Annotated in this window: 30 protein-coding genes; 25 read left to right on the forward strand and 5 right to left on the reverse strand. The window is 36.4% G+C overall.

Annotation, left to right across the window (positions count from 1 at the left end; all coding sequences use genetic code 11):
- Window positions 1–97 precede the first annotated feature (97 nt).
- From porW to ACZ1GR_RS10435, 13 genes are all read left to right on the forward strand, one after another.
- Window positions 98–2,614, forward strand: coding sequence for a type IX secretion system periplasmic lipoprotein PorW/SprE (gene porW / locus ACZ1GR_RS10375; RefSeq protein WP_472611812.1), 2,517 nt, complete (start codon window positions 98–100; stop codon window positions 2,612–2,614).
- 5 nt (window positions 2,615–2,619) lie between these two features.
- Window positions 2,620–3,051, forward strand: a complete 432-nt coding sequence (locus tag ACZ1GR_RS10380) for a bactofilin family protein (RefSeq protein WP_472608913.1) — start codon at window positions 2,620–2,622, stop codon at window positions 3,049–3,051.
- A complete protein-coding gene (locus tag ACZ1GR_RS10385) occupies window positions 3,029–3,265 on the forward strand; it encodes an AtpZ/AtpI family protein (RefSeq protein ID WP_472608914.1) in 237 nt (78 codons plus the stop codon). Before ACZ1GR_RS10380 ends, ACZ1GR_RS10385 begins: the two co-directional genes overlap by 23 nt.
- A 4-nt stretch (window positions 3,266–3,269) precedes the next feature.
- Window positions 3,270–3,668 (forward strand): hypothetical protein, encoded by a 399-nt coding sequence (locus ACZ1GR_RS10390; protein ID WP_472608915.1) that lies wholly within the window; start codon window positions 3,270–3,272, stop codon window positions 3,666–3,668.
- An 85-nt stretch (window positions 3,669–3,753) separates the two neighbouring features.
- Window positions 3,754–4,845: a F0F1 ATP synthase subunit A gene (gene atpB, locus ACZ1GR_RS10395; protein ID WP_472608916.1), complete on the forward strand. Its 1,092-nt coding sequence runs from the start codon at window positions 3,754–3,756 to the stop codon at window positions 4,843–4,845.
- 21 nt (window positions 4,846–4,866) lie between these two features.
- Window positions 4,867–5,076 carry an ATP synthase F0 subunit C gene (gene atpE, locus ACZ1GR_RS10400; protein WP_377767535.1) on the forward strand — a complete coding sequence of 70 codons (210 nt, stop codon included), beginning with the start codon at window positions 4,867–4,869 and terminating at the stop codon, window positions 5,074–5,076.
- 81 nt (window positions 5,077–5,157) lie between these two features.
- Window positions 5,158–5,652, forward strand: coding sequence for a F0F1 ATP synthase subunit B (locus ACZ1GR_RS10405; RefSeq protein WP_472608917.1), 495 nt, complete (start codon window positions 5,158–5,160; stop codon window positions 5,650–5,652).
- A 90-nt stretch (window positions 5,653–5,742) separates the two neighbouring features.
- A complete protein-coding gene (atpH, locus tag ACZ1GR_RS10410) occupies window positions 5,743–6,282 on the forward strand; it encodes an ATP synthase F1 subunit delta (RefSeq protein ID WP_377767533.1) in 540 nt (179 codons plus the stop codon).
- A 2-nt stretch (window positions 6,283–6,284) separates the two neighbouring features.
- Window positions 6,285–7,865 (forward strand): F0F1 ATP synthase subunit alpha, encoded by a 1,581-nt coding sequence (gene atpA / locus ACZ1GR_RS10415; RefSeq protein WP_472608918.1) that lies wholly within the window; start codon window positions 6,285–6,287, stop codon window positions 7,863–7,865.
- 64 nt (window positions 7,866–7,929) lie between these two features.
- Complete coding sequence (gene atpG / locus ACZ1GR_RS10420) at window positions 7,930–8,787, forward strand: ATP synthase F1 subunit gamma (protein ID WP_472608919.1); 858 nt, start codon at window positions 7,930–7,932, stop codon at window positions 8,785–8,787.
- Between the two features lie 118 nt (window positions 8,788–8,905).
- On the forward strand, window positions 8,906–9,730 hold the full coding sequence (locus ACZ1GR_RS10425; RefSeq protein WP_472608920.1) for an alpha/beta fold hydrolase: 825 nt from the start codon (window positions 8,906–8,908) through the stop codon (window positions 9,728–9,730).
- 19 nt (window positions 9,731–9,749) lie between these two features.
- On the forward strand, window positions 9,750–10,244 hold the full coding sequence (locus ACZ1GR_RS10430) for an RNA polymerase sigma factor (RefSeq protein WP_472608921.1): 495 nt from the start codon (window positions 9,750–9,752) through the stop codon (window positions 10,242–10,244).
- Window positions 10,237–10,797, forward strand: a complete 561-nt coding sequence (locus tag ACZ1GR_RS10435) for a hypothetical protein (protein ID WP_472608922.1) — start codon at window positions 10,237–10,239, stop codon at window positions 10,795–10,797. The genes ACZ1GR_RS10430 and ACZ1GR_RS10435 overlap by 8 nt, the downstream gene beginning before the upstream one ends.
- Before the next feature lie 21 nt (window positions 10,798–10,818).
- On the opposite strand, the gene ACZ1GR_RS10440 is transcribed toward ACZ1GR_RS10435, so the two are convergent.
- Window positions 10,819–12,465, reverse strand: a complete 1,647-nt coding sequence (locus ACZ1GR_RS10440; protein ID WP_472608923.1) for a sulfatase family protein — start codon at window positions 12,463–12,465, stop codon at window positions 10,819–10,821.
- A gap of 130 nt (window positions 12,466–12,595) precedes the next feature.
- Between ACZ1GR_RS10440 and ACZ1GR_RS10445 the strand changes: the two genes are divergently transcribed.
- The 8 genes from ACZ1GR_RS10445 to ACZ1GR_RS10480 all read left to right on the forward strand — a co-directional run bounded on the left by ACZ1GR_RS10445 (window position 12,596) and on the right by ACZ1GR_RS10480 (window position 20,344).
- Window positions 12,596–13,081 (forward strand): hypothetical protein, encoded by a 486-nt coding sequence (locus tag ACZ1GR_RS10445; RefSeq protein ID WP_472608924.1) that lies wholly within the window; start codon window positions 12,596–12,598, stop codon window positions 13,079–13,081.
- A 103-nt stretch (window positions 13,082–13,184) separates the two neighbouring features.
- Window positions 13,185–14,651: a lipopolysaccharide biosynthesis protein gene (locus ACZ1GR_RS10450; RefSeq protein WP_472608925.1), complete on the forward strand. Its 1,467-nt coding sequence runs from the start codon at window positions 13,185–13,187 to the stop codon at window positions 14,649–14,651.
- A gap of 145 nt (window positions 14,652–14,796) precedes the next feature.
- On the forward strand, window positions 14,797–15,489 hold the full coding sequence (locus tag ACZ1GR_RS10455; protein ID WP_472608926.1) for a DUF6090 family protein: 693 nt from the start codon (window positions 14,797–14,799) through the stop codon (window positions 15,487–15,489).
- A 93-nt stretch (window positions 15,490–15,582) separates the two neighbouring features.
- Entirely contained in the window at window positions 15,583–16,017 is a 435-nt protein-coding gene (dut, locus tag ACZ1GR_RS10460; protein ID WP_472611813.1) for a dUTP diphosphatase, read from the forward strand.
- A 101-nt stretch (window positions 16,018–16,118) separates the two neighbouring features.
- Complete coding sequence (locus ACZ1GR_RS10465) at window positions 16,119–17,135, forward strand: sugar nucleotidyltransferase (RefSeq protein WP_472608927.1); 1,017 nt, start codon at window positions 16,119–16,121, stop codon at window positions 17,133–17,135.
- A gap of 258 nt (window positions 17,136–17,393) precedes the next feature.
- Window positions 17,394–18,335 (forward strand): tetratricopeptide repeat protein, encoded by a 942-nt coding sequence (locus ACZ1GR_RS10470; RefSeq protein WP_472608928.1) that lies wholly within the window; start codon window positions 17,394–17,396, stop codon window positions 18,333–18,335.
- A gap of 1 nt (window position 18,336) precedes the next feature.
- Complete coding sequence (gene lolB1, locus ACZ1GR_RS10475; protein WP_472608929.1) at window positions 18,337–19,119, forward strand: lipoprotein insertase outer membrane protein LolB1; 783 nt, start codon at window positions 18,337–18,339, stop codon at window positions 19,117–19,119.
- A gap of 1 nt (window position 19,120) precedes the next feature.
- On the forward strand, window positions 19,121–20,344 hold the full coding sequence (locus ACZ1GR_RS10480) for a murein hydrolase activator EnvC family protein (RefSeq protein WP_472608930.1): 1,224 nt from the start codon (window positions 19,121–19,123) through the stop codon (window positions 20,342–20,344).
- On the opposite strand, the gene ACZ1GR_RS10485 is transcribed toward ACZ1GR_RS10480, so the two are convergent.
- Together ACZ1GR_RS10485 and ACZ1GR_RS10490 are read right to left on the reverse strand one after the other, a co-directional pair.
- Window positions 20,341–20,853, reverse strand: a complete 513-nt coding sequence (locus ACZ1GR_RS10485) for an acyl-CoA thioesterase (protein ID WP_472608931.1) — start codon at window positions 20,851–20,853, stop codon at window positions 20,341–20,343. The genes ACZ1GR_RS10480 and ACZ1GR_RS10485 overlap by 4 nt on opposite strands.
- A gap of 57 nt (window positions 20,854–20,910) precedes the next feature.
- Window positions 20,911–21,864 carry an HU domain-containing protein gene (locus ACZ1GR_RS10490; RefSeq protein ID WP_472608932.1) on the reverse strand — a complete coding sequence of 318 codons (954 nt, stop codon included), beginning with the start codon at window positions 21,862–21,864 and terminating at the stop codon, window positions 20,911–20,913.
- Window positions 21,865–21,968: 104 nt separating this feature from the next.
- On the opposite strand from ACZ1GR_RS10490, the gene dprA reads away from it, so the two are divergent.
- The 3 genes from dprA to ACZ1GR_RS10505 all read left to right on the forward strand — a co-directional run bounded on the left by dprA (window position 21,969) and on the right by ACZ1GR_RS10505 (window position 24,616).
- Entirely contained in the window at window positions 21,969–23,072 is a 1,104-nt protein-coding gene (dprA, locus tag ACZ1GR_RS10495) for a DNA-processing protein DprA (RefSeq protein WP_472608933.1), read from the forward strand.
- A gap of 377 nt (window positions 23,073–23,449) precedes the next feature.
- Window positions 23,450–23,788, forward strand: a complete 339-nt coding sequence (locus ACZ1GR_RS10500; protein ID WP_472608934.1) for a GIY-YIG nuclease family protein — start codon at window positions 23,450–23,452, stop codon at window positions 23,786–23,788.
- 66 nt (window positions 23,789–23,854) lie between these two features.
- Window positions 23,855–24,616 (forward strand): FKBP-type peptidyl-prolyl cis-trans isomerase, encoded by a 762-nt coding sequence (locus ACZ1GR_RS10505; protein WP_472608935.1) that lies wholly within the window; start codon window positions 23,855–23,857, stop codon window positions 24,614–24,616.
- A gap of 37 nt (window positions 24,617–24,653) precedes the next feature.
- Here ACZ1GR_RS10505 and trpS read toward each other — a convergent pair whose 3' ends face one another.
- The gene (gene trpS / locus ACZ1GR_RS10510) at window positions 24,654–25,622 is read right to left on the reverse strand and encodes a tryptophan--tRNA ligase (protein WP_472608936.1); all 969 of its coding nucleotides are present in this window, start codon (window positions 25,620–25,622) and stop codon (window positions 24,654–24,656) included.
- A gap of 87 nt (window positions 25,623–25,709) precedes the next feature.
- Window positions 25,710–25,952: a GlsB/YeaQ/YmgE family stress response membrane protein gene (locus ACZ1GR_RS10515; protein ID WP_472608937.1), complete on the reverse strand. Its 243-nt coding sequence runs from the start codon at window positions 25,950–25,952 to the stop codon at window positions 25,710–25,712.
- A gap of 56 nt (window positions 25,953–26,008) precedes the next feature.
- On the opposite strand from ACZ1GR_RS10515, the gene ACZ1GR_RS10520 reads away from it, so the two are divergent.
- Window positions 26,009–26,749 carry a lysophospholipid acyltransferase family protein gene (locus tag ACZ1GR_RS10520; protein ID WP_472608938.1) on the forward strand — a complete coding sequence of 247 codons (741 nt, stop codon included), beginning with the start codon at window positions 26,009–26,011 and terminating at the stop codon, window positions 26,747–26,749.
- Window positions 26,750–26,842 lie beyond the last annotated feature (93 nt).

The following is a 26,842-nucleotide window of genomic DNA, read 5'->3' on the forward strand; positions in this document are numbered from 1 at the left end:
CGGTAAGCCCTATACTAAATAGGGCTTTTTTTAGTTATGATACGTAGGAAAGATTTTTACATTGAAGTTTTATTTTAATCGTATCATTTCGGGAGTGATGTTGATTATGCTAATTGCAGCATGCTCAACAAAAAAAGACGCCTTTATAAATCGTAATTGGCATGCCTTAAATACCAAGTACAATACCTTGTACAATGGCAATATTGCTTTTGAAAAAGGTCGTGAAGAACTGAACAATAGTTACCGCGATGATTTTTGGGAAGTACTTCCTGTAGAGCGCTTAGAGGTCACCGAAGAAATAAAACTTGATTCTGAAGACAATAACCCCAATTTTATCATTGCCGAAGAAAAGGCAACCAAGGCCATACAGAAGCACAGTATGGATATTAAAGACGAAGAGCGCAATCCGCAGACAGATGAAGCGTTTCTTCTTTTAGGAAAAGCACGTTATTTCGACCAACGCTACATCCCTGCACTAGAATCTTTCAATTACATTCTTAGAAAATATACCCAAAGTGATAAGTTAAATGAGGCTAGAATTTGGCGTGAGAAAACAAACATGCGATTAGACAATCCGGAGTTGGCCATTAAAAACCTCAAAAATCTTTTTAAATATGATGTGCTTAAGGGTCAAGAATACGCTGATGCCAATGCAGTACTTGCACAAGCTTATCTGAACCTGGGGGCGGCGGACACATCAATTCAAAAATTAAAAATTGCCCAAGGCTACACCAAAAAAAAGGCTGAAAAAGGGCGGTACTTGTTTATCATAGGTCAACTTTATAATCAATTAGGTTTTAAAGACAGTGCCAATTATGCCTATGATAAAGTAATTGCATTGAACCGGCAATCACCTCGGGTGTATATGATTAATGCCCATCTTAAAAAGATACAGAACACGGTCATTACAAACGGTAATAAAGAAGAACTGCTAGAATACTTGACCGATTTAGAAGAAGACCGTGAGAATCGACCATTTTTAGATAAAATATTTCATGAAATTGCCCAATACCATTTGGCCTTAGGCTCAGATAGTTTGGCTTTGGCCTATTATAACAAATCGTTACGCGCTACCGAGACCGATAAAAAGTTGAATGCCAAAAATTATGAAAACCTAGCAGAATACAACTTTGATAAAAATAAATACAAGGCTTCAGGCGCTTATTACGATAGTGTACTCACCAATTTGAGTGAGAACACGAAAAAGTATCGCGCCATAAAAAAGAAGTTCGATAATTTAGAAGATGTTATCAAATACGAGGATATTGTCTTTAAGGCCGATAGTGTGATTGTGCTTTACGAAATGTCTCCTGAAGAGCGCGTTACCTATTTCGAAACCCATATTGCCGAACTTAAAAGAAAAGCCGAAGAAGCTACATTAAAAGAAGAAAAAAGAACTACTCAGGGCATTGCTGCTTTTGGGGATACCAAAGCCGGTAAGAAGAACAAAGGTAAATTTTACTTTTATAACATAACAAGTTTGGGTTACGGTAAAAACGAGTTCAAAACCCGTTGGGGAGAGCGAGAGTTAGAAGATGACTGGCGTTGGAGCAATAAAGCAAAAGCCACGCGTTCTGAAGCTACTGGAGAATTGGTAGCTGAGGTAGACCCATCGCAAGAACCAACAACGGAAGAAAAATATTCGCTGGACTTTTATATGGATGCCATACCCACAGATGAAGGGGTAATCGATAGTCTGCGTACAGAACGAAATTTCGCCAACTATCAATTAGGATTAATATATAAGGAAAAGTTTAAGGAGAATATGTTGGCGGCAGACAAGTTAGAGTTAGTTTTGGCCTCAAACCCTGAGGAAAGATTAATACTTCCATCTAAATATAACCTATACAAGATTTATGAGGAATCTGGCAGTCCCTTGGCAACTACGGTCAAGCAAGACATTATAAAAAACCATTCAGATTCGCGGTACGCAGAAATTCTTTTAAATCCGCAGGCAGTATTATCCGATAGTTCAGATAGCCCTGATAAAAAGTATACTGAGCTGTATAAGTTGTTTCAAAACCAAGAATTTCTAAACGTAATCACAAAGTCACAAGAGTATATCAATAGGTTTACTGGCGACCCAATTGTGCCCAAGTTTGAAATGCTCAAGGCAAATGCTATAGGTCGTCTACGCGGTTTTGAACCTTTTAAAGAGGCATTGAATTACGTTGCCTTGACCTACCCGAACAATCCTGAAGGGAAGAAGGCCGAACAAATGGTAGCAGAACAACTACCCAAACTGGCAGTAAAAGAGTTTTCACCCGAAACAGGCTCTAAAGGCACCGGTAATTGGAAGGTGGTTTTTCCATTCAAAATAAGCGATAATGAAAGCGCATTAAAACTTAAAAAACGTTTAGAAGAGTCCATTAAAGATTTAAAATACAAGAATAACATATCTAAAGATATTTACACTTTAGAAGACCAATATGTGGTTGTGCACGGATTTAAATCTAAGGACTTTGCCCTTGGCTATGCAGAACTTTTAAAAAACAATAAGGATTACCGCATTAAGGATGAGAATTTTGTAATTTTATCATCCAACTATAAAATCATACAAGTACATAAGAATATAGACGAGTATAAATCACAAATTTTAACCCCAAAACCGTGAGCAAAATGTTTTCAGACAACAAAAAACCTATGGAGAGCTTTGGCGGACAGCCAAACAGAATTGAAAAGAATACCGTAATAAAAGGTAATATTACCTCACAGGCCGATTTTAGAATCGACGGCAAATTAGACGGTAACGTAAAGACCTCTGGCAAAGTAGTCATTGGCAAAGACGGATTGATCAAAGGAAAGGTAGAATGTGTAAATGCCGATATTGAAGGTAATTTTGATGGAGAACTTTTTGTTTCTGAATTACTCTCATTAAAGTCTTCCGCTAAGATTGAAGGAACTGTAAATGTATCTAAACTATCAGTAGAGCCTGGAGCTACGTTTAATGCCTCTTGCAGTATGGGCAAGGGAGTCGCTTCACCAAGTGCCAATGGAGCTGCTCATAAAATAGGCGCGAACAAAGCGAATGAACCAGCAAAAGTCTCCTAAAAAAGGAGAGCCTTCTTTAAATAACTATGCTCGATTTTCTGGAATCGCCTTCCAGATGATAGCTATAATTGCCGGTGGTACTTATATAGGTGTTCTTTTGGATGATAAATATCCAAACGAGCATTCTATCTATACACTTATATGTTCTTTATTTTCTGTTTTAATTTCGATTTACTTCGTAATAAGGCGAATTATTAAAATGTCTAAACGGTAAATAAATGGAGGACTCTTTTAAAAAGCGGCAAATACTTTTTTCGCTTCAGTTACTTATTGGCTCGGCAATTCTTTACCTGCTACATATTTATTTAATAAACGCTTTATTTTCTGCTAAAACGTTTATCATTCCACTTTGGAATATTTATGTTTTCCACATTATATCAGTATTAGTGGTCTATACCACTATTAATTTGAGATTTTCCAATGGTAAAACTCAAGTCTTTAATCCCTTCATATTACTGATGATATTAAAGATGATTTTGAGTATCGTTTTTTTACTTCCATTATTTCTTTCTGACACTACAGAAAAGATTGGGGATACCCTAAATTTTTTCGTTCCCTATTTCATATATTTGGCATTTGAAGTATATGGAATTGCCCAGTTTTTAATGGCCAAATAATCCTATTAATTATTGTTTGCCAATTAATATAATGTCCGTACATTTGCAGCGAATTTTGAGAGCTGTATTTTAATCTGACGGACGAATGCAAATAAGTACTTTTAAGGCAATTATTTTAGGATTATTTCTTGCACTGCCTATTGCAGGTTTTGCTTACGATAAAGATGAGGTAGATTCTGACGGGGAAAATGAAGAGTTTGATCCAAAGGAGATGATTTTACATCACGTAAAAGACGCACACGGATTTCACTTGTTTGACTGGCAGGGTTCACCTGTCTCAATACCACTTCCAATAATTTTGTGGACAGAGAATGGTTTAACAACCTTCATGTCAAGTGCATTTCATCATGACGATTCTGGGCATGAAATTGTTGAAGCGAATGGCGGAAAGTTCGTTAAACTCCACGAAAAAATTTATCAATTAGACGCTGGTGCCACAAGTGTTGAATTTGACGCCGAGCATCATCCTATAAATGCCAAAAAACCACTTAACTTTTCTGTAACCAGAAATGTTTTTATGATGTGGGTTTCCGTTGCAGTCTTGTTATTTATTTTTATTGCTTCGGCAAGACGGTATAGAAAATCGGACGGTAACGTACCTACCGGCATTGCAGGTTTTGTAGAACCCCTTGTGGTTTTTGTCAGGGATGAAATTGCCAAACCAATGATAGGGGAACATAAATATAAAAGGTATATGCCTTATCTACTTACTATATTTTTCTTTATTTGGATAAATAATATTTTTGGTTTGATTCCAATTTTAAACGGAGCTAACCTTAGTGGAAATATAGCGTTTACTTGTACCCTTGCCGTTTTCACATTTATCATCACCACCTTTAGCGGAAATAAAAATTACTGGAAACATATTTTTTGGATGCCAGGTGTACCAGTACCCATGAAGATTTTTTTAATGCCAATTGAGATTATAGGGATGTTCGTAAAGCCGATTTCATTAATGATTCGACTTTTTGCGAATATTACAGCAGGTCACGTAATTATCTTGGCCTTGATGTCGTTGATATTTGTGTTTAAATCAATTTATATCGCACCTGTATCTGTAGCATTTTCATTATTCATTACCGTAATAGAAGTTATTGTAACGGCAATACAAGCATATATTTTTACCATATTGTCAGCCCTTTATTTTGGGATGGCAACAGAAGAAGAACATCATTAATTAATTTTAAATTTTGTAAATATGACTATTACTGGAATTGCAGCTATTGGTGCTGGTTTAGCGGCTATCGGAGCTGGTGTAGGTATTGGTAACATCGGAGGTAGAGCTATGGAAGCTATGGCTCGTCAGCCAGAAATGCATGGAAAGATTCAGTCTTCTGCGCTTATTCTTGCGGCTTTCGTTGAAGCGGTAGCATTATTCGGTGTTGTTGTTGCTTTCTTGCAAGGCTAATACAAGACCTAAAGTATAACTGCAGGGGCAACGGTTGGTTGGTTCTGCAGTTTTCAAAATTTAAATTAAAAAAACAAAGAAATGGATTTAATTACTCCTGAATTTGGATTGGTATTTTGGACAGCAATTACCTTTTTAATTTTATTGTTCATTTTAAGAAAATTTGCTTGGGGCCCGATCCTCGGTGCGGTAAGTGATAGAGAGCAATCTATAAAAAATGCCTTAGATTCTGCTGAAGAAGCTAAAAAGGAGATGCAAAATCTTCAAGCAGATAATGAAAGAATCTTAAAAGAAGCAAGAGCTGAACGTGACGCTATGCTTAAAGAGGCTAGAGAACTAAAAGAAGGTATTGTTTCCGATGCAAAGGAGCAAGCGAAGCTAGAAGGTGATAAAATGCTTAAGCAAGCACAAGCCGCTATCGAAAGCGAAAAGAAAGCAGCTGTTGCTGATATTAAGGCTCAAGTCGCAAATCTTTCGGTTGAAATCGCAGAAAAAGTAATCAAAGAAGAATTGTCCGATAAAAAGAAACAACTGAAGTTAGTTGATGATATGTTGGGCGACATCAAATTGAACTAGAAGAAAGAGTTTAGAAGTTTAAAGCTTTTGGTTTAAGAGTTTATAAAATGCGCTAAACCAATAAACATCTAACCTTATAAACGTAAAAAAATGAACGAAGCTAGAGCGGCCATACGATATGCAAAAGCAACTTTAGACTTCGCTGTTGAAAAGAAAGCAGCGGATAAAGTTGAAAAAGATATGCGCAATATAGCAGCTGTAATTTCTGAGAATACAGAATTACAGAATGTGCTATCTAGTCCTGTTGTTAAGAGTGAGGTCAAGAAAAAAGCATTAAACGAAATCTTCAAAGGAAGCAACGAAATTACTTTGGGTTTAATCGGCACACTAACAGGAAACAAGCGTATCGAAATGCTTCAAGAAGTGGCTTATAAGTACATTATCCTTCATGAAAAATTGAAAGGTGAAGATGTCGCTTTTGTAACGTCAGCGGTTCCTTTAACCGCAGATTTAGAAAAAAAGATTTTAGCACAGGTAACCAAACTAACAGGTAATAAGGTTACCATAGAAAATAAGGTTGATGAAAGTATTGTTGGCGGATTCATTCTAAGAGTGGGCGATTTACAATACGATGCCAGTGTGGCAAGCAAACTAAACGGATTAAAACGAGAATTTACAAATAGTCTATAAAAATGGCAGGAGTAAAAGCAGCTGAGGTTTCAGCAATATTAAAACAGCAATTATCAGGTTTCGAAGCAAATGCTTCTCTAGACGAAGTGGGTACAGTACTTCAGGTAGGTGATGGTATTGCACGTGTGTACGGTTTGGCAAATGTTCAATATGGTGAACTAGTTGAGTTTGATGGCGGTATGCAAGGTATCGTACTGAATTTAGAAGAAGATAATGTTGGGGTCGTATTGTTAGGTCCGTCAAGGGAAATTACAGAAGGGGCTACCGTAAAACGAACACAACGTATCGCTTCTATAAATGTGGGTGAAGGTATTGTTGGCCGTGTTGTTAATACTTTAGGAGCACCTATTGATGGAAAGGGTCCAATTTCGGGTAAAACTTATGAAATGCCATTAGAGCGTAAAGCGCCTGGTGTAATTTACCGTCAACCAGTAAATGAACCATTACAGACCGGTATCAAAGCGATTGACGCGATGATTCCTGTAGGTAGAGGACAACGTGAATTGGTGATTGGTGACCGTCAGACTGGTAAGACTACTGTTTGTATTGACACCATCCTTAATCAAAAAGAATTTTACGATGCTGGTGAGCCAGTATATTGTATATATGTAGCAATTGGACAAAAAGCATCTACTGTTGCGGCCATTGCTAAAACGTTAGAAGATAAAGGTGCGCTAGCTTATACGACTATTGTTGCAGCAAACGCATCTGACCCTGCTCCAATGCAGGTATATGCTCCTTTTGCAGGTGCTGCTGTTGGAGAGTATTTTAGAGATACAGGTAGACCAGCATTAATTATCTATGATGATTTATCTAAACAAGCGGTTGCTTACCGTGAGGTATCCTTATTATTAAGAAGACCTCCAGGACGTGAAGCATACCCTGGTGATGTATTCTATTTACACTCAAGATTATTAGAGCGTTCGGCTAAAGTTATTGCTGATGATGAAATTGCGAAGAACATGAATGACCTTCCAGATTCATTAAAGCCAATCGTAAAAGGTGGCGGTTCTTTAACTGCATTACCAATTATTGAAACACAAGCGGGTGACGTTTCTGCATATATACCAACAAACGTAATTTCGATTACGGATGGTCAGATTTTCTTAGAGCAAGATTTATTCAACCAAGGTGTTCGTCCAGCGATTAACGTAGGTATCTCAGTATCTCGTGTGGGTGGTTCTGCTCAGATTAAGTCTATGAAGAAAGTAGCAGGTACTTTGAAGTTAGATCAAGCTCAATTCCGTGAATTGGAAGCATTTGCTAAGTTCGGTTCAGATTTAGATGCAGCTACATTAAACGTTATTGAAAAAGGACGTAGAAATGTTGAAATATTAAAGCAAGCACAAAATGATCCTTTTACTGTAGAAGACCAAGTAGCGATCATTTTTGCAGGCTCTAAAAACTTGTTGCGCGATGTACCGGTTGATAAAGTAAAGGAGTTTGAAAGAGATTTCATCGAGTTCTTAAATGCTAAGCATAGAGGTGTTTTAGATACCTTAAAGGCAGGTAAATTAACCGATGAGGTTACAGATACATTAACTGCCGTTTGTAAAGATTTATCAGGAAAGTACAGAAGCTAGTTGTCATTTCTGTTGTCATCCTGAGCGCAGTCAAAGGAGAAGCAGGAATTAATAAATTTAAAGAATGGCAAACTTAAAGGAAATACGAAATAGAATAGCATCCGTTTCTTCAACGATGCAGATTACTAGTGCCATGAAAATGGTATCTGCTGCAAAATTGAAAAAAGCTCAAGATGCTATTACTGCAATGCGACCATATTCGGATAAACTAACTGAACTTTTACAGAGTTTAAGTGCTAGCTTAGATGGGGATGCAGGAAGCAAATATGCTGATAACCGTGAGGTCAATAAAGTATTGGTAGTGGCAATAACTTCAAATCGTGGACTTTGTGGTGCTTTTAATACCAATATTATAAAGCAATGTTCAGTTTTGTTAGAAACTTACAATGGTAAGCAATTAGATTTTATTACTGTTGGGAAGAAAGCTAACGATGCTCTAGGGAAAAACAATAACATACTTTCTAATCATAGTAATGTTTATGATGATTTAACTTTTGATAATGTTGCCGTTATTGCTGAAAACCTAATGCAGCGTTTTACAGAAGGGGAGTATGATAAAATTGAATTGGTGTATAATAAGTTCAAAAATGCCGCAACCCAAATCATCATGTCGGAACAGTTTTTACCAATTGTCCCGGTTGAGGGCGATACTTCTGGAGCGGCGGATTATATTTTTGAGCCATCAAAGCCAGAGATTGTAGAACAACTGATTCCGAAATCATTAAAGACGCAGTTGTACAAAGCTATCCGTGATTCGTTTGCTAGTGAACACGGTGCTCGTATGACAGCAATGCACAAGGCAACGGATAATGCCACTGAGTTAAGAGATCAGTTGAAGTTGACCTATAACAAAGCAAGACAAGCAGCGATTACAAATGAGATTTTAGAAATTGTTGGTGGAGCCGAGGCTTTGAATAATTAGATAATTTTTACTTCAAATAAATTAGGAACCTCACAGTAATGTGAGGTTTTTTTGTTTTTAGATGTAACATTTTTTGAGAATTGAATCTAAAGGGAAATTCAATCTAAATTTCAAAAAAATGAAGACAGCTAAAAAAGCAATTATGCTATTCCTACTATTTATTGTAGTTTCTGTAAAAGGGCAATACAAAGAATTTGAAGTCGACGTAGTCGGAACAGGAGAATCAATTCTATTATTTCCAGGCTTTACGTGTACCGGATCGGTATGGGAAGATGTAGTCGTTGAACTTTCAAAAAATTACGAGTGCCATGTTTTTACCTTTGCCGGTTTTGGTAATGTCACACCAATTGAAAAGCCATGGCTGCCCAAAATTAAAGATGCTGTCAACAAATATGTTAAAGAACACGAGCTTGAAAACCCCATAATTATTGGGCATAGTTTGGGAGGTGCCTTAGGATTGTGGTTGGCAACCGATTATAAACACCCATATTCCAAATTAATCATTGTTGATGCACTACCATCAACAGGAGCTCTAATGATTCCTAACTTTGACAGCGAAAAGATAGCCTATGAGAGCCCATGGAACAAACAATTGTTAGAGATGGATAAAGTGTCCTTTCAAAGCATGGCTGCTCAAATGGCTTTGGGAATGACCTTAAATATTCAAAAACAACAACAAATAACAGGTTGGATACTACAGGCAGACAGAGAAACCTATGTTTATGGCTATACAGACTTGTTAAAGCTAGATTTAAGGGAGGATATTGCTAAAATAGCTATTCCTGTTACAATTCTGGGGGCCGCACAACCTTACGGATTAGATATGGTAAAAACGACGTTTGAGAACCAATATAAGAAGCTAAAAAACTATAATATTGAGTATGCCGAAGATTCTGCACATTTTATTATGTACGACAAACCAGAATGGTTTTTGATAAAGTAGTGGCAGCTTTAAAATAAGAATGAAAGAAAAACAGAAGACATTTCAAGAGATTTATCATTCAAACTACGATAAAGTCATGCGACTTTGTCTTGGATATTTGGCAGGTAATCAAGACGAAGCCAATGATCTTGCTCAAGAGGTATTTATAAGGGTTTGGGATAATTTAAATGATTTTAGAAATGACAGCAAAGTGTCTACATGGATTTACAGAATAACGGTAAACACATGTCTTTCGGAGTTACGACGAATCAAAAAGAAAGTGAAAATTTATGCGGCAGATACAATTCCTGAAACACGGGAAGAAGTTCCTACAGCTGATAGAGAAAAAATGTTTGAGAGCTTGTATAGTTGTATCAATAAACTTTCTGAAACAAATAAGGCGATTATCTTACTAGTGTTAGAAGGGCTTCCACAAAAGGAAATTGCAGAAGTTATCGGTATAAAGCATGAGGCTATTAGAACAAGAATACACCGTATAAAAAATGAACTTACTAAATGTGTACATCATGAATAGTTTTGACGAAATACAATCTAAATGGAATAAGCAGGATGAGATTAGGCCACCTAAAGATGGGTTTCAAATACTAATGCAAGAAATAGAGAAAATCAAGAACAAACAAAAGATAACTAATTACGTTCTTTTTTCGACTTGTTTGGTTTTAGTGGGCTTTTTCTTCTATATCTCAGGATACAACAACAAACGGATTATATTGGGTCTGGCGCTTATGATAGGGAGTTTGGTTGTTCGTATTATCATTGAGATTTTAAGCATTCAAAATATTAAGAAAATAAATAGTGGTAGAGATAGCAGAATATTTAAGGAAGAATTGTTGAGGTACTATTCGGAAAGAAGAATTGTGCACTTTGTTGTAACACCATTAATAGTTACACTGTATGGTATTGGTTTCGTTATTCTCTTACCCTTATTTAAAGCTAGTCTTAGCACTGGCTTCTATAACTATATTGTAGTATCCTCAATTGTGATATTACTGGTATTAGGGTTATTTATAACAAAACAAATTAAGAAAGAACTAGAAGATTTGAGAGTTTTAAGGGATTCTGAATAAAATTTGAAAATGTATTTTAAGCTATTTCTTATTTAAGGGAGAATCAATATTACTAGCATTATGAATATCGATATATTTTTGGTTCAACTCATCAGAATCACCATATTTTTCTCTTAAATCATCCAGCTTTAATTTAAGCTCAGTAACTATTTCAGTATAAGCTGGGTCATTATAGACATTGTTCATTTCATTGGGGTCTTTTTTTCGGTCATAAAGTTCCCATTCATCAATATCATAGTAAAAGTGGGACAATTTATAATCAATAGTTACAATGCCGTAATGCCTTTTCACTTGGTGTACCGCGGGATATTCGTAATAATGGTAATATACCGCATTACGGGTCCAATCTGTGTAGTTAGATGTCAATAAGGGCATTAGACTTTCCCCTTGCATATCATTTGGAGCTTGAATTTGTGCAGCTTCTAGCATTGTTTGAGCAAAATCCAAGTTTTGCACCATTTCTTCATTAGATATTCCTGCTTTAATTTCATTTGGCCAACGAATTAAAAGAGGAGTCTTAAATGATTCATTATAAATAAACCTTTTGTCAAACCAACCATGTTCTCCTAAGTAAAACCCTTGATCTGAGGTGTAAATTACTATAGTATTGTCAGTCATTTTGTTCTCATCTAAATAATCCAGAACTCGACCAACATTATCATCAACAGAAGAAACACAAGCCAAATAATCTTGCATATAGCGTTGATACTTCCAGCTCATTTTCTCTTTTTTGGTCATTTTGGGCCAGTTTTCTTCAAAATCTTTGTTGATTTTATCCAAAATAGGGTCGTACGCTACTTTTTGTTCTGCATTGATTCTGTCAGTATAAGGCTTGTCAAAACCTCCTTCATATTCAGGAACCAGCGGAAGTGGGTTCATTTTTTTTGTCAGTTCTGGGCGAATTTTACTATCATGGTTATACATCATGTCTGTGAGCAAGTTCATTTCTGCTGTTCTTGCTGCAGTACCTCGATTTTCGTAGCTATCAAAAAGAGAGGTTGGCTCAGGAAATTTTTTAGACAGATACTCTTCAAATTTATCCGGTCTTGGCCACCATGGTCTGTGTGGTGCTTTATGTAGATACATTAACATAAATGGCTTTGCAGTATCTCGTTTCTTTTCTAGCCATTCGAGCGTTAAGTCTGTAATAACATCGGTCACATAACCTTCTTTTCTTATAGTATCACCTGTTTTTGTAATGAAATCGGGATTTATATAGTTTCCTTGTCCAGGTAGAATCATATAATCATCAACCCCTTTTGGATTATTGCCAAAATGTAATTTTCCATACATAGCAGTTTGGTAACCCGCTTTTTGAAATATCTCTGGAAAAGTAACCTGTGTTGTATCAAAAGGCCGTCGATTGTCTGTCTTCCCATTGATATGGGTATGCTTGCCGGTAAGAATAGTCGCCCTAGAAGGGGCACAGATTGAGTTCGTAACACAGGCGTTTGTAAAGGTTATACCTTCTTTTGCAATTCTATCGATGTTCGGAGTTTGAATTAAATGACTATTATATGCGCTAATGGCTTGGTAGGCATGATCATCTGACATTATGAAAATAATATTGGGGCGAGATTTTACAGCAACCTCCTTCACTTTTTCCTTACAGGAAAATTGGGCAGTAATAATAACTAAAAAGGCTATTTTTAGAATTGATGTTTTCATTTTAGAGGATAAAGGAAGTTCATATGAGAACAACAAGATATAAAATATATTAATCGTAATGGAGAAAGAGTAAAACCGAATTTTGGCACTACTTTTGGTTTAGTATCTTTATAATCGTTAAATGAGACATATGAGAATCTTTACCTATACAATCTTAGCAATGGTCTTTTCCTTATCAGGATGTTCATCACAAAAAAAACTGGTTAAAAACGCACCCTTTGAAATGGGCCAAGCTACCTGTCAATCATGGACTGGAGGTAGGCCTGAAAGTGGGTCTGGAATAAAACTGGAAATACCTGTGCTTTCAGATAAAATGGACAACATCAAAATGCAACAAGCTTTTTTTAGAGGTAAAATTGCTGATATCAACATGGAAACAAGGGAAGGTAACCGGATTGCAACAGCAAATTTCATGAAGGTGAATTCTGACAAACAAGATATCATTATGCACGAAGACGCTAAACAAGAAGTTGGTAATCAGCCCCCAAAATTACAAGAGAAATTCCCTTTTGAAATTTCAGGGGATGAGTGTGTTGTTAGCTATATTGATGGTGATCAAATAAAATATTTCAAAATAGAAGGTGTAAAAGAGAAAAAACCATTGCTTTATCAATAGTTAAAGCCACTACTTTTGAACAAAGAAGGTTTATGACTACTTTTATGAAAACATATAGCCCTGAAGTTTAACTTCGGGGTTTCTTTTAAACGCACGTTTTCTATTGAATCCGCTCAAAAAGCTATTTAAGCAAACAGCAATTTATGGTTTGGCAACGGTGTTGCCAAGGATGATGTCTTTTTTGTTGCTTCCACTATATACTGGTGTTCTTGCGACGGCTGGCTATGGAGAAATTTCAATAATATTCGCATGGTTTGCAATTTTCAATGTGCTACTGGCTTATGGAATGGAAACAGCCTTCTTCAGATTTTATAACGGTAAAGACAATAAGCAAATAGTGGTCTCTACATCTCTAGTTTCCATTTTAGTGACCACCATTTTATTTGTATTGGTTTCATTTTTATTCCAACATGGAATATCAACCGTAATAGAAATACCTTTAAAATTTGTTCAATATTCAATTGTTATTCTGGCCTTAGATGCATTAGTAATTATACCTTTTGCATGGTTAAGGGCCAATGAGAAACCAATGAATTATGCAATAATTAAAATCCTAAACGTAGCAATCAATTTAGGATTGAATCTTTTCTTCCTTTTGCTTTTGCCAAAATTAGCAGCTAATAATCCAGAAGGGATATTAAGCGCCCTATATAAACCGGACTTTGAAATTACATACATATTTATTGCAATGCTTATTTCTAGTGCCATAACATTAGTTTTAATGCTCAAGCTTTACGTAAGTTCTAATTATAATTTCGATAAAGATTTATGGCTTAGGATGATGAAATATTCTTTGCCAGTTTTAATTGCTGGGATAGCTTTTACAATTAATGAAGTTTCCAATAGAATTCTATTAGATGAATTATTGCCAGAGCAAATTGCCAGAAGTGAAGTTGGAAAATACTCCGCCTGCTTAAAACTTGCACTGTTTATGACATTATTTGGCACAGCTTTTAGAATGGGGATTGAACCTTTTTTCTTTAGTCACGCGAAAACAGAAAACCCTCAGAAAACCTACGCACAGATTACAAATTACTTTGTCATTTTAGGAAGTTTTATTTTACTTGCAGTTGTAGTTTTTGCCGATATTTTAAAGGTACTATTTGTTCGTGATGAATCGTATTGGGATGCTATGGATATTGTGCCGATAATAATTTTAGCCAGTTTCTGTTTAGGCATTTACCATAACCTATCAGTATGGTACAAAATAACGGATAGAACAAAGTATGGCGCATACATCTCTTCCATAGGTGCTATTTTGACTTTACTTATCAATTTTATCTTTATTCCTAAGATTGGATATATGGCTTCTGCGATGGCAACATTAGTTGCTTATGGCACTATGATGAGTCTGTCTTATTATTTTGGGAGAAAGCATTACCCCATCCCATATAACATGCGTAAAATTTTCTTTTATGGAGGATTGTCAATAGTATTTTCTGCACTTTCCTTTTATGTTTTTAACCGAAACTTAATTGCGGGCAGCATCCTGCTTTTAGTATTTTTGGCTCTCATTTATAAACTGGAAGGTGATAAGTTAAAGGTGATATTTTTAAATAAAAAAATATAAAATATGCTGAGTGTCACACTGAGCGGAGTCGAAGTGCAAATGAAGCATATTAGTTAAATAACATTAAAGATTCCCACTTTTGCGGGAAATACATATGATAAAACTCTTCAATAAAATAAGAAACCGCGCGCTCAATGAGAATAAGTTGGGCAAGTATTTAAAATATGCCATTGGCGAGATTGTTCTAGTTATGATAGGTATTTTGTTGGCACTACAAGTAAATACTTGGAATAACAATCGCGAGCTTAAAAAAGAAGAGCTTAAAGTGATGAAAAGCCTTCATCAGGAGTTTAGTAAAAACTTAAAAAAATTCGATGTTATTTACAGTAGTCAATTAAAACGCAAAAAGGCTATAGAAAATGTAATGTCTACAGAATTACAAACACTATCAGCAGATAGTTCAGTAACATTAGTGAATACAATAAATGCTAATTGGACATTTGACCCCTTTCAAGGTATTTATAATTCTGTAATCGGCTCAGGCAAAATAGAATTAATCTCTAATGATAGTTTGAAAACCAAATTAGCTACTATTCAAGACCTTATAAAAGATTATCAGGAAGAAGAGCATCAAGCGAGAGAGTTTTCTAAACAACTATTATATCCTTTTCTATTAAAACAGCCATTAAAAGATTTTAATTTTGATTCAAAAGATATTTTAGAATCGGAAAAAGTGAAAGACAAATATATTAGGTTATTTAAATCTTTTGAATTTGATAAACTCATGCAACAACTTAGAGGCTGGATGCAATCTATTTTTGACGAAGGCCCAGTTTTAAGAGAAGAAATGGTGTCAATCATTAATGTATTAGAAGAAGAAATAGAAAAGCAAGATTAATAAAGTTGTCCCCTCGAGCGGAGTCGAGAGGTCAATTTGAATTATAGAACATAAAAATCGTTATGGACTCCGCTTGAACAGACAGAAATGAATATGAAAATAAACATCATCAACAAATCAAAACACCCATTACCGCATTACGAAACCAATGCTTCTGCGGGCATGGATTTAAGAGCCAATATTTCTGAAGCAATAACGTTAAAACCTTTAGAAAGAACCATTGTAAAAACAGGGCTTTTTATTGAGTTGCCAGTTGGCTTTGAAGCTCAGGTTAGACCTAGAAGCGGTTTGGCGGCTAAAAAAGGCATTACGGTGCTTAACGCCCCGGGAACAGTGGATGCGGATTATCGCGGTGAGATAGGCGTTATTTTGGTAAACCTATCAAATGAAGATTTTATTATTGAAGATGGCGAGCGTGTTGCACAATTGGTGATTGCCAAACACGAACGCGCAGATTGGAATGAGGTAACAGAATTGTCCGAGACCTCTCGTGGTGAAGGTGGTTTTGGTTCGACAGGCACTAAGTGATGGAATGTCAGGTTACGCTGTCATATCGAGCGGAGTCGAGATGCGAAACCTAAATTGAAAATAAATACTAACTAAAAGATACCTGTTTTGCAGGCAGTTTTATGAAAATAATAGTACCAATGGCCGGCAGAGGCTCAAGATTACGACCACATAGTTTAACGGTTCCAAAACCATTAATTCCAGTAGCAGGTAAACCTATTGTGCACCGATTAGTGAGCGATATTGCAAAGGTGCTTGGCGAACCAATAGAAGAAGTAGCTTTTATTCTTGGTGACCCTGCCTTTTTTGGAGATGATGTTGTAGCAAGTTTAACGGCTTTAGCCGAAGAATTAGGCGCAAAGGCTTCTATTTATAGGCAAGACCAACCCTTGGGCACTGGGCACGCTATAATGAGCGCTAAACCTTCATTAAGTGGGCCAGCGGTAATTGCTTATGCAGATACTCTAATACGAGCGGAGTTTAATCTAGATAAAGATGCGGACAGCGTTATTTGGGTAAAACAAGTTGACCAACCGGAAGCTTTTGGCGTTGTTAAACTGAATGATGCTAATGAGATTGTGGAACTGGTAGAAAAACCAGAAGAATTTGTATCAGATTTAGCGGTTATCGGAATCTACTATTTTAAAGATGTTGGAGCACTTAAAACGGAGTTGCAATATGTTTTAGATAACAATGTAATCAACGGTGGCGAATATCAAATAAACGATGGTATTAAGCGCATGATGGCAGATGGAAAAAGATTCGTTACAGGGCAAGTAGATGAGTGGATGGATTGCGGAAATAAAAAGGTAACTGTCGAAACCAATCAACGCATGTTAGGCTTTTTAGAGAAAGATGGAGAAAACATGATTTCGACTTCCGTTAAAAAGGAGAATGCAAATATTATAGAACCTTGTTTTATTGGCGAAAATGTAGTCTTAAAAAACACTACTATTGGTCCTTTTGTATCGATTGGCGCAGAATCAGTAATTGAAGACTCAACCGTTAAAAATAGTATAATCCAAAGTCATACTACTATCAAAAATGCTAATTTGGACAATGCTATGATTGGGAATCATGTAAAATACAATGGTAATTTTGAAACCATTAGTATTGGTGATTATTCGGTGTTAGAGTAAGTCTCTCCTTAAGAAGTTGTCTAAAAATTGAGTTCATTGTCATATTGAGCCTGTCGAAATATTTTAACTTACTGATAATCTATTTCAGTTTCGACAAGCTCAACTTGACAAAATGGATTTCGATAACTTTTTAGATGGTCTCCTTTTGCATAGGTGATAATCAAGATTGTCCCCTTGAGGGGACTTTAAGGGTGTATAAAATGAAAAAAATTTATAATGATTTGTCGCCCTGAGCGCAGCCGAAGGGTAATAACACTTATGAAAAACATAATCTTTTGTATAGGATTTATTTTAATGTGCATTTGCGCGTTACAAATTGCCTGCGCCCAAGAAGAACCTTCTAAAATCATTGAAGAAGAGGAAAGTGCCGAAGTTTTTCTAGAGGAATATACCGATGAGTTTCAAGAAAAATTCTTTGAGGCGCTAAAACAAAAGGGAATTCAAAACTATGACCGCTCCATTAACCTTTTTCTAGAATGTAAAAGGCTGCAACCCGAGAATAATGTCATAAACCATGAGTTGGCAAAAGCCTATCTTTTAGATAAAAAATATATTTTGGGGCAACAATATGCTGTTGAAAGCATCATCTCAGAACCAGAAAATTATTGGTATTTAGACACACTTTTCACCTTATTGGAAAAACAATCCAGCACGATGGATGAGGTTAAATTTACATTGCCTTTTGACAACGTTGACCTTCAAAAAAACCTCGCTTTAATCTATTTCAGAAAGAAACAATATCAAAACGCCATTGATATACTGAAAGGTATAAAAAAATCTACTTTTAAAGATAATTTATTGGCTAGAATAGATGATGCCAATAATAAAAACAAGCAAAATGCCCAAGTAAAATCCACAAGTGCCTTTATTGTTGCGAGTGAACCCACTTCAAAAGGTCTGGAAATGAACATTAAGAACCAACTGAAGTTAGAGCAATACCGAATAGTTGAGAATAACGCTAGAGATGCGGTAGAAGCGTATCCATTACAGCCCTATTTTTACTATGCATATGGGTTATCACTTCATAAGAATAATAAAAACAGTCAGGCCATAGAGGTTTTAGAAAGTGCTTTAGACTACCTTTTCGACGATATCCCGTTGGCAAACAAAATATATCAAACCCTAGCGGATGCCTGCACCAAGATGAGTAATTTTTCAAAGGCAAATCTGTACCTTAGTAAGATAAAACCAGGATTTTAGAATGAACATCACCTTTAAAATACTACAAAGAATAGGTTTGGTATCGCTTTTGGTTTTTATTGCTTCGTGTAAATCGACCAAAACAATAGCTGCAGGCGAGGTTGATGAGTCGTTGACTACTAAAAGGGTTATCTCGAATCATTATCAGAATGAATTGGACTTTCAGACCCTAAGTGGTAGAATAAAGATTGACTATGATGATGGAAAATCTTCTCAAGGTTTTACGGTTAATCTTAGAATGCAAAAAGACAGTATAATTTGGATCAGTAGTTCTCCAATTCCTGTTGTAAAAGCAATAATTACAAATAACAGGGTCTCTTTCTACAACAAATTGCAAAATGAATATTTTGATGGCGACTTTTCTTATCTCAGTAATTTATTGGGTACCGATCTGGACTTTTCAAAGGTTCAGAATCTATTGCTTGGCAATGCAGTTTTAGATTTAAGAACTGAAAAATACGCTTCTGAAATAGTTGATGCCAAATATCGCCTTGAACCAAAAAAGCTGAATGATCTATTCAAGATCGTTTTCTTTTTAGAACCCAAGAACTTTAAAGTAGCCGCGCAAGAATTATCACAGCCTTGGGAAAATAGGATTTTGAAAATGAACTATCAATACCAAGATGTAGACACAAAAGTGCTTCCTACCACCATAGCTATTGAAGCAATAAATAAGGACGATACAACCAAGATAGACCTATCTTATAGGGGCATTGAGTTTGGCAAACAATTGAATTTTCCATATAAAATACCGAAAGGTTTTGAAGAGATAGTTTTAGAGTGATATGAGAAAACTACTTGGCTGCCATATCGTATTTTTAGTAGTTGCCTTACTCTTTTCTGTGGGACTAAATGCGCAGACCAGCCAGCAAAAAGCTTTAGAAGCCAAACGTGCCAAACTTCAAAAGGAAATTCGTGAAATGAATAGGCTGCTTTCCGAGGAGAAACAGGAGAAAGGCAATGTTCTTGAACAGATGGATGCCCTAGATAGAAAGATAAATGTGCGCCAAGAGCTTATTAGGGTAACCAATCAGCAATCAAATCTTTTAAATAGACAGATTAATGCCAATGTGCGAAGTATCGGTAAGCTTCGTGAAGATTTAGAGCTGTTAAAAGATGACTACGCACAGCTGATTCGGAAATCATATCAAAATAAAACACAGAATAACCGGCTGATGTTTTTGCTTTCCGCAGACAACTTTTTTCAAGCATTTAAGCGATTACAGTATATGAAGCAATATACGAAGCATCGCAAGCAACAAGGTGAGAGTATCGAGGCCAAGACGGAAGAATTATCGACCTTAAACAAAGATTTGGTCGAACAACGAAAAATAAAAGACCAGTTACTCGCCGAAAATAGAAGGGCTAAAAACGATTTATCAAAAGAAATAGGCGCTCAACAAGCTTTGCTCAAAACAATCAAGCAGAACGAGTCTAAATACACCCAGGCTATAGATAAAAAGAAAAAAGAATCGCGAAGAATCGATAGGGAAATAGAAAAATTGATTCGTTCGGCCATTGCATCATCAAATAAGAAATCAGGAAGTAACAATACAACCACCTTTGCCTTAACTCCAGAGGCGAAGCTCATTGCCAATAATTTCTCTTCCAATAAAGGCAAGTTGATATGGCCAGTCGAAAAAGGAATTAAAAGTCAAGGCTTTGGGGTGTATGCCGATAAAATTTACCCAGGGATAAAACACCAAAACAATGGCGTTACAATTACTACGGATAAGGGAGGACAGGCAAGGGCTATTTTTGAAGGTGAGGTTATTACCATTTTCACGAATAAAATGGGAGTAAAGGGAGTGTATCTAAGACACGGTAATTACATAAGCATGTATTACAACCTCTCTAAAATTTATGTGCAAAAAGGGGATAAAGTAGCTGCGAAAGAAGCTTTGGGTGAAATTTATACCAATCGGTTCAGTGGCGCGACAAGTTTAAAGTTCTATTTGTACCAAGATACCAAAAGACTAAATCCTGAAAACTGGATCTATCAGCTTTAATCCATAAAAAGCGCGCGTAATTCTGTTGCTTCGTTGGGCTTCATTTTGCCTGCTAATACCAAACTCAACTGTTTTCTTCTAAGGGCGGCATCAAAACGTTCTTTTTCTTGTTCCGTAACAGGTTCTAAAGAGGGTACTTCGGTAGGGATACCCGTATCGTCAACGGCAACAAAAGTGTAAATAGCTTCATTGGCCTTGGTCTTCTCACCCGTAAAGCGATCTTCCATCCAAACATCAATATAGATTTCCATTGAGGTCTTAAAAGCTCTTGAAACGGCGGCCTCCACAGTAACTACACTCCCTAAGGGTACAGAACGGTTAAAAGCTACGTGGTTCACCGATGCGGTAACCGTAATTCTTCGACTATGGCGTCTTGCTGCGATACTCGCAGCCCTATCCATTCTAGCAAGCAGTTCTCCTCCAAAAAGATTATTTAAGGGATTAGTTTCACTGGGCAAAACCATATCCGTCATTATAGTTCGCGATTCACTAGGGTTTTTAGGACGCATGAAAGTAAATTTTGAACAAAGATATTGAAGTGTACTTCGGGAATAAAGAAAGAATTACTATTTCTCTGAAAGCATCCACGCATCTTTTGATACGGTACGTTTAATTTTTCGAAGAAAACGAAGCGCTTCACGTGAATCACTAAAACTAGAATAAGCTACTTGATGCAGACCAAATTTATTCGCCCCAATGTATTGGGCGCTGTAGCCCAATTTTTCAAGTTGTTTTACTTTTTTGTCGGCATTTTCCCTAACACGAAAAGCTCCTGCGATAATGTGATGTTGCGGACCTGTAACAACTTCTTTTTTATCAATTTTGATACTCAATGCTGGAAGTTCCAAAGGTGTAGTATCAAAAAAAGTTGCTTCTTGAATATGTCTTGAGACCTCTCTTTGGGCTTCTTTTTCAACCAGTTCTTGCTTCTCTAAATTCTGGTTGTAAAATTGATATCCCGTAACACCCGTGGCACAAAGCAGTAAAAATACCGCTGCGTATTTTAGTAAAGGCCTAAAGGAGGATTCTTTACGTTTTTCTGGCGTAATTATAAAGGGAACCTTTTCTTCCAATATTTCAACCTCTTCTTTTAATGTTTCTCTAAGAACAGGTGCGGCAGAGAAAGCAGAAAGTCCGAATGAGGAAGCCAAATAATTTATTTTCTCTTCAGGCTCAAATTGAATCTTTTGCTCGGTGTTCATCGATAATTTTCCCACACCGTGCAAGTCAATACTTTCGCCATTTTGTAAACGTTCTTTCCAACTTTTTGAAGTTGTGATTACTTCTTCAAGAAGGTCTTCGTACGAAAGCTTTTTTGCCTTTGATATATGCGAGACCAACAAACCATCGTTTTTAGAAAGCTGTTGATTGAATGAAATCACTTTTGTTGGTGGATGTAAAGTGTTGGATACCGAATCAATACGTGCAGAAGCTGTATGGGCCAAAAAGGCTCCAAACTCTGGCACAACCACACAGTTATATCTGTAAAGTAATTCCTTTATATAGTGTTCGGTTCGCATTGGAGCAAATATTAGAAAATTTGAAGGAGTAGAAAATAGCCTAGATAACTTTTTATTAACATTCTATTTTGTGTATTTTGTGGAAAACTCAAGTTGCAGAATTGATGTCTGAGAATGAACTAATTGCCCTACTTCGATTACAGCGAATACCTAATATAGGAGATGTAAATGCCAAAAAATTGTTGGATAGATGTGGTAACGCCCAGGCAATTTTCAAGGAAAAAGGGGGAACGTTACTTAAAATAGACGGTATAGGCACTTATACTATTCGGAGTTTATATGATACGGAGCATTTAGAAGCGGCCGAGGCAGAGTTAAAATTCATTCAAGAAAATAATATTGCTTATGCTTATTTTCTTGAACCAGACTACCCCAAACACTTAAAGCATTGTATCGACGGCCCTATTTTACTTTTTAAATCGGGCAATATTGATTTAAAAGACCGAAAAATTGTTAGTGTGGTAGGTACACGAAAAATTACCAGCTACGGGCAGGCATTTTGCGAAGAGTTTATTTCGGCGATTGCGCCCTTAGACCCAATAATCGTTAGTGGTTTTGCCTATGGTGTAGATATTACGGTTCAACGTGCCGCAATGGAACACAACCTACAAACTATTGGTTGTTTGGCACATGGGTTAAACCAAATTTACCCCAAGGTACATAAGAAATATGTCGCTCAAATTGAGAAGAACGGTGGTTTTTTAACGGAGTTTTGGAGCACAAGTAGCCCTGATCGAGAGAATTTTTTAAAACGAAACCGTATTATTGCTGGTATGAGCGAAGCTACCATAGTCGTAGAATCTGCCGAAAAAGGAGGCAGTTTGGTTACAGCGGATATTGCCAATAGCTATAATAGAGATGTTTTTGCAGTACCCGGAAGAACTACCGATAAGTATAGCGTGGGCTGCAATAATTTGATCAAACAGCAAAAGGCCCAAATGCTGACCTCAGCGGCAGAATTGGTCTATTTAATGGGCTGGCAGGTCGATGAGCAGCAAAAAGGGCCTGTTCAAAAACAATTGTTTGTTGAGCTTGATGAAACAGAACAGTCAATCTACTCGTACTTGCAAATGAACGGCAAACAACTACTGGATACCGTTGCTTTGGAGTGTAAGTTGCCAATTTTTAAAGTTTCGGCCATGTTATTGAATATGGAGATGAAAGGAGCGATTCGTCCGTTGCCCGGTAAATTGTTCGAAGCGATATAATTCAGAACCAACCTTGATTTCCCTTTTATCGATAGTTTGTAGACAGAAAAGGCATTCTATTTTAGACGACTTTTCAGCTCTATTCTATGACCTTTTAACTATTATTTATCTGAAAACCATTTATTTGAAGCTTAAATCAAGTAGACTCTGGATTTGAAAAAAGGGTTGTATTTAGATGAAATACCTTAATGCCATTACCAGTTTGAAATACATGAATTTTAAGGAATTATGCCTTTAAGCGTAAGAATCGAGAAAATGCAAGATTCAAGGTTTAACTAGCAAATTATTGGTTGTGAAAATTTAGGAAGGGATTTGTTGCTAAACTGTTTAATTTGTCATTCTGAGCGTAGCGAAGAATCTTTTTTTAATTTAAGCTTATGAATAATGAAGGATGGCACGTATATCACGTATACATTATAACAAACAAAAATAAGACAGTATTATACACTGGCATGACCAATCATTTAGCTAAAAGATTACACCAACATCAGTTAAATATTGACGAAGGAACAAAAACTTTTGCGGCAAAATACAAATGCAGATATTTATTGTATTATGAAAAATTTACATGGGTACAAGAGGCTATTAAAAGGGAAAAAGAGATAAAAGGTTGGGTTAGAAATAAAAAAATCGACCTGATTAAAACAATTAATCCAGAAATGAATTTTTTAGAAGAGATTTTTCCCTATAAAGATTCTTCGCTACGCTCAGAATGACAAAATCAAGACCTTTTCCACAATAAATCGTAGTTTTATCATCACATATTAATCAAGACAATTCAGATGAATAAAGTTATTCTAGCTATTTCAATATTCTTTTTTGGTTTTATAGGGTTTAGTCAAAAAAAGAAAGATTTGATCAAAGAAATTGATGGGCTAAAGCTTCAATTGTCTGGTGTCAACGCAGAACTAGCGAATATTAAAAATGCCAAAATCTTAGATAAGAAGGATAGTTTGCAAAGTTTTAGTTATGCCTATGGTATCAAAATTGGACAAAAAGTAAGGTCTATCGGTATCGATACTATTTCTTATGATTTATTTGCTAAAGGTTTGAAAGACGCAATCAATAATTCCGAAAAGATGGAAGACAGTGTCGTTAACAAAACTGTTAGCAGTACAGTTAAGCTTATTAAAGAACAAGAAAATAAAATTAGAAATCAAAAAGGCATTATTTTTTTGGCAGAGAACAGCAAAAAATCTAATATAATTACAACAGAAAGTGGATTGCAATATGAGATTTTGACTAACGGCGATGGTACTATCCCAATTGCTTCTGATAAGGTAAAAGTTCATTATACAGGAATGTTGATTGATGGAAAAGTGTTTGATAGTTCTTTAGAAGATGGTGAACCAGCTGTTTTTGGCGTTACTCAAGTTATTAAAGGATGGCAAGAAGCACTTCAGATTATGCCAGTAGGGTCTAAATGGAGAGTTTTTATACCTCAAGATTTGGCATACGGAGAACGAAACATAGCTAATGGCTTAATTCCCCCATATTCTGCTCTTATTTTTGAAATGGAATTATTGGCTATAGAAGATAAATAACAATTAATCCCCCTCCTTTGGAGGGGTTAGGGGAGGCTTAATACCCAATCTTACTCCTCACTCTTTCTAGAACTCCATTCGCTACTTTTTTGGCTTTATCGGCACCAATGGCCAAAGCCTCATCAACTTCGTTCAGGTTGTTCATGTAATAGTCGAACTTTTCACGGGGTTCTTCAAATTTTTGAAGAATAACCTCGTATAAGGCCTGTTTGGCATGACCATAGCCATAATTTCCGGCTAGGTAGTTGGCACTCATCTCTTCAATCTGTTCTTGTGAGGCGAGTAACTTGTATAAGGCAAATACATTATCGTTCGTAGGATCCTTGGGGTCTTCCATAGGTGTGCTATCCGTTTGAATGCCCATTAACTGTTTGCGTAACTTTTTATCCGGTTGAAAAAGATTGATGGTATTACCCTTGCTCTTACTCATTTTTGCACCGTCCGTTCCAGGAACATACATGGTGCTTTCTTGAAGTTTCGTCTCGGGCATTACAAAGGTTTCACCAAAAAGATTGTGGAATCTTGAAGCCACATCACGGGTCATCTCTAAATGTTGCGACTGATCTTTACCAACAGGTACAATATTGGCATCATACAACAAAATGTCGGCTGCCATAAGCATAGGGTAACCGAACAATCCAGAATTTACATCTTCTAAACGGTCTGCTTTATCCTTAAAGGAATGTGCAAGAGTCAAACGCTGGTATGGAAAAAAACAACTTAAATACCAAGATAGCTCCGTAACCTGAGGAACGTCGCTTTGGCGGTAGAATACGGTTTTTTCAACATCTAAACCAAAGGCAAGCCAGGTCGCAGCGGTAGCATAGGTGTTTTTTCGTAGTTCTTCGCCATTTTTTATCTGTGTAAGCGAATGCATATCCGCAATAAAAAGAAAAGATTCATTGGCTGGGTTTTCTGCCATAGCAATGGCAGGCATTATTGCACCTAAAATATTTCCTAGATGTGGAACACCGGTGCTCTGAATTCCTGTTAAGATTCGTGCCATGTAGTATTTTGAAGTGGTAAAAGTAACAATCCGAAGGATATAAAAAAAGCGGCTTTTAGCCGCTTTGTAGTAATTAATAGATGTGACTTATTTTTTAAAGAGTCCGGCAACGAACAAAACTACAACAGCACCAATGACCCCTGTAACCAGGTCACCGATAATACCTGAGCCTATGTATATTCCGAGTATGCCGAAAAGCCAATTTCCTACCACCCCGCCAACTATTCCTAAAATAATATTAATCAGCGCGCCAAAACCACCACCTTTCATAATTTTTCCGGCCAGCCATCCTGCTAAAGCACCGATTAACAAAGCATATAAAAGACCCATTTTTTTGTTTTTTAAGGTTAGTATCAGAAAGATAGTCAAAAATTCTATTTTTGCCTGTGTCTAAATTCATTAGAAATATAGGATATACCCTATACCGAATATGGTTCTACATCTTAGTAGCCCTACCAATAGTCATATGCTTTCCTTTTTTATTGGTTACAACGATTTCTGAAAAGACCTACCCACAGTTCTTTTGGTTGGCTCGAAACATTTGGGCAAAAACGATACTCTTCGGTATGTTTTGTTTTCCGAAAGTAAAACTAGAAGAAGAAATTAACAAGAAGAAAAGCTATATGCTTACAGCTAACCATACTAGTATGCTAGACATTATGTTGATGCTTTATGTCAGTAAAAATCCTTTTGTTTTTGTCGGCAAAGAGGAGCTGGCGAAGATTCCTTTATTCGGGTTTTTTTATAAACGGGTCTGTATTTTGGTGAACCGTCATGACCCTAAAAGTAGAACTGCTGTTTATCGCCGCGTACAACACAGGCTGAACCAGGGCTTAAGCATATGTATTTTTCCCGAAGGTGGGGTGCCCGATGAAAATGTGGCACTCGATAGTTTTAAGGATGGCGCATTCCGTATGGCAATAAAACATAATATACCAATTGTTCCAATTACTTTTTTAGATTGTAAGAAGCGCTTTTCTTGGACCTTTTTTAGCGGTGGCCCTGGGCGACTTAGGGTTAAGGTACACAAATTTGTGGATACCCAGATTTTGGGTACGGAAGACACATCGACAATTAGGGAAGAGGTCAGGGAAACAATACTGGATGAACTGATTAAAAACGCATAAAAAAACACCTCGTAGCAATTGCGAGGTGTTTTCGGATGCCGCTAGCGCGACACTTCCTAACCAACTTTTTAAACTTTAATGCCTTATCATAAC

The organism is Croceitalea sp. W27 (genome assembly GCF_055693185.1).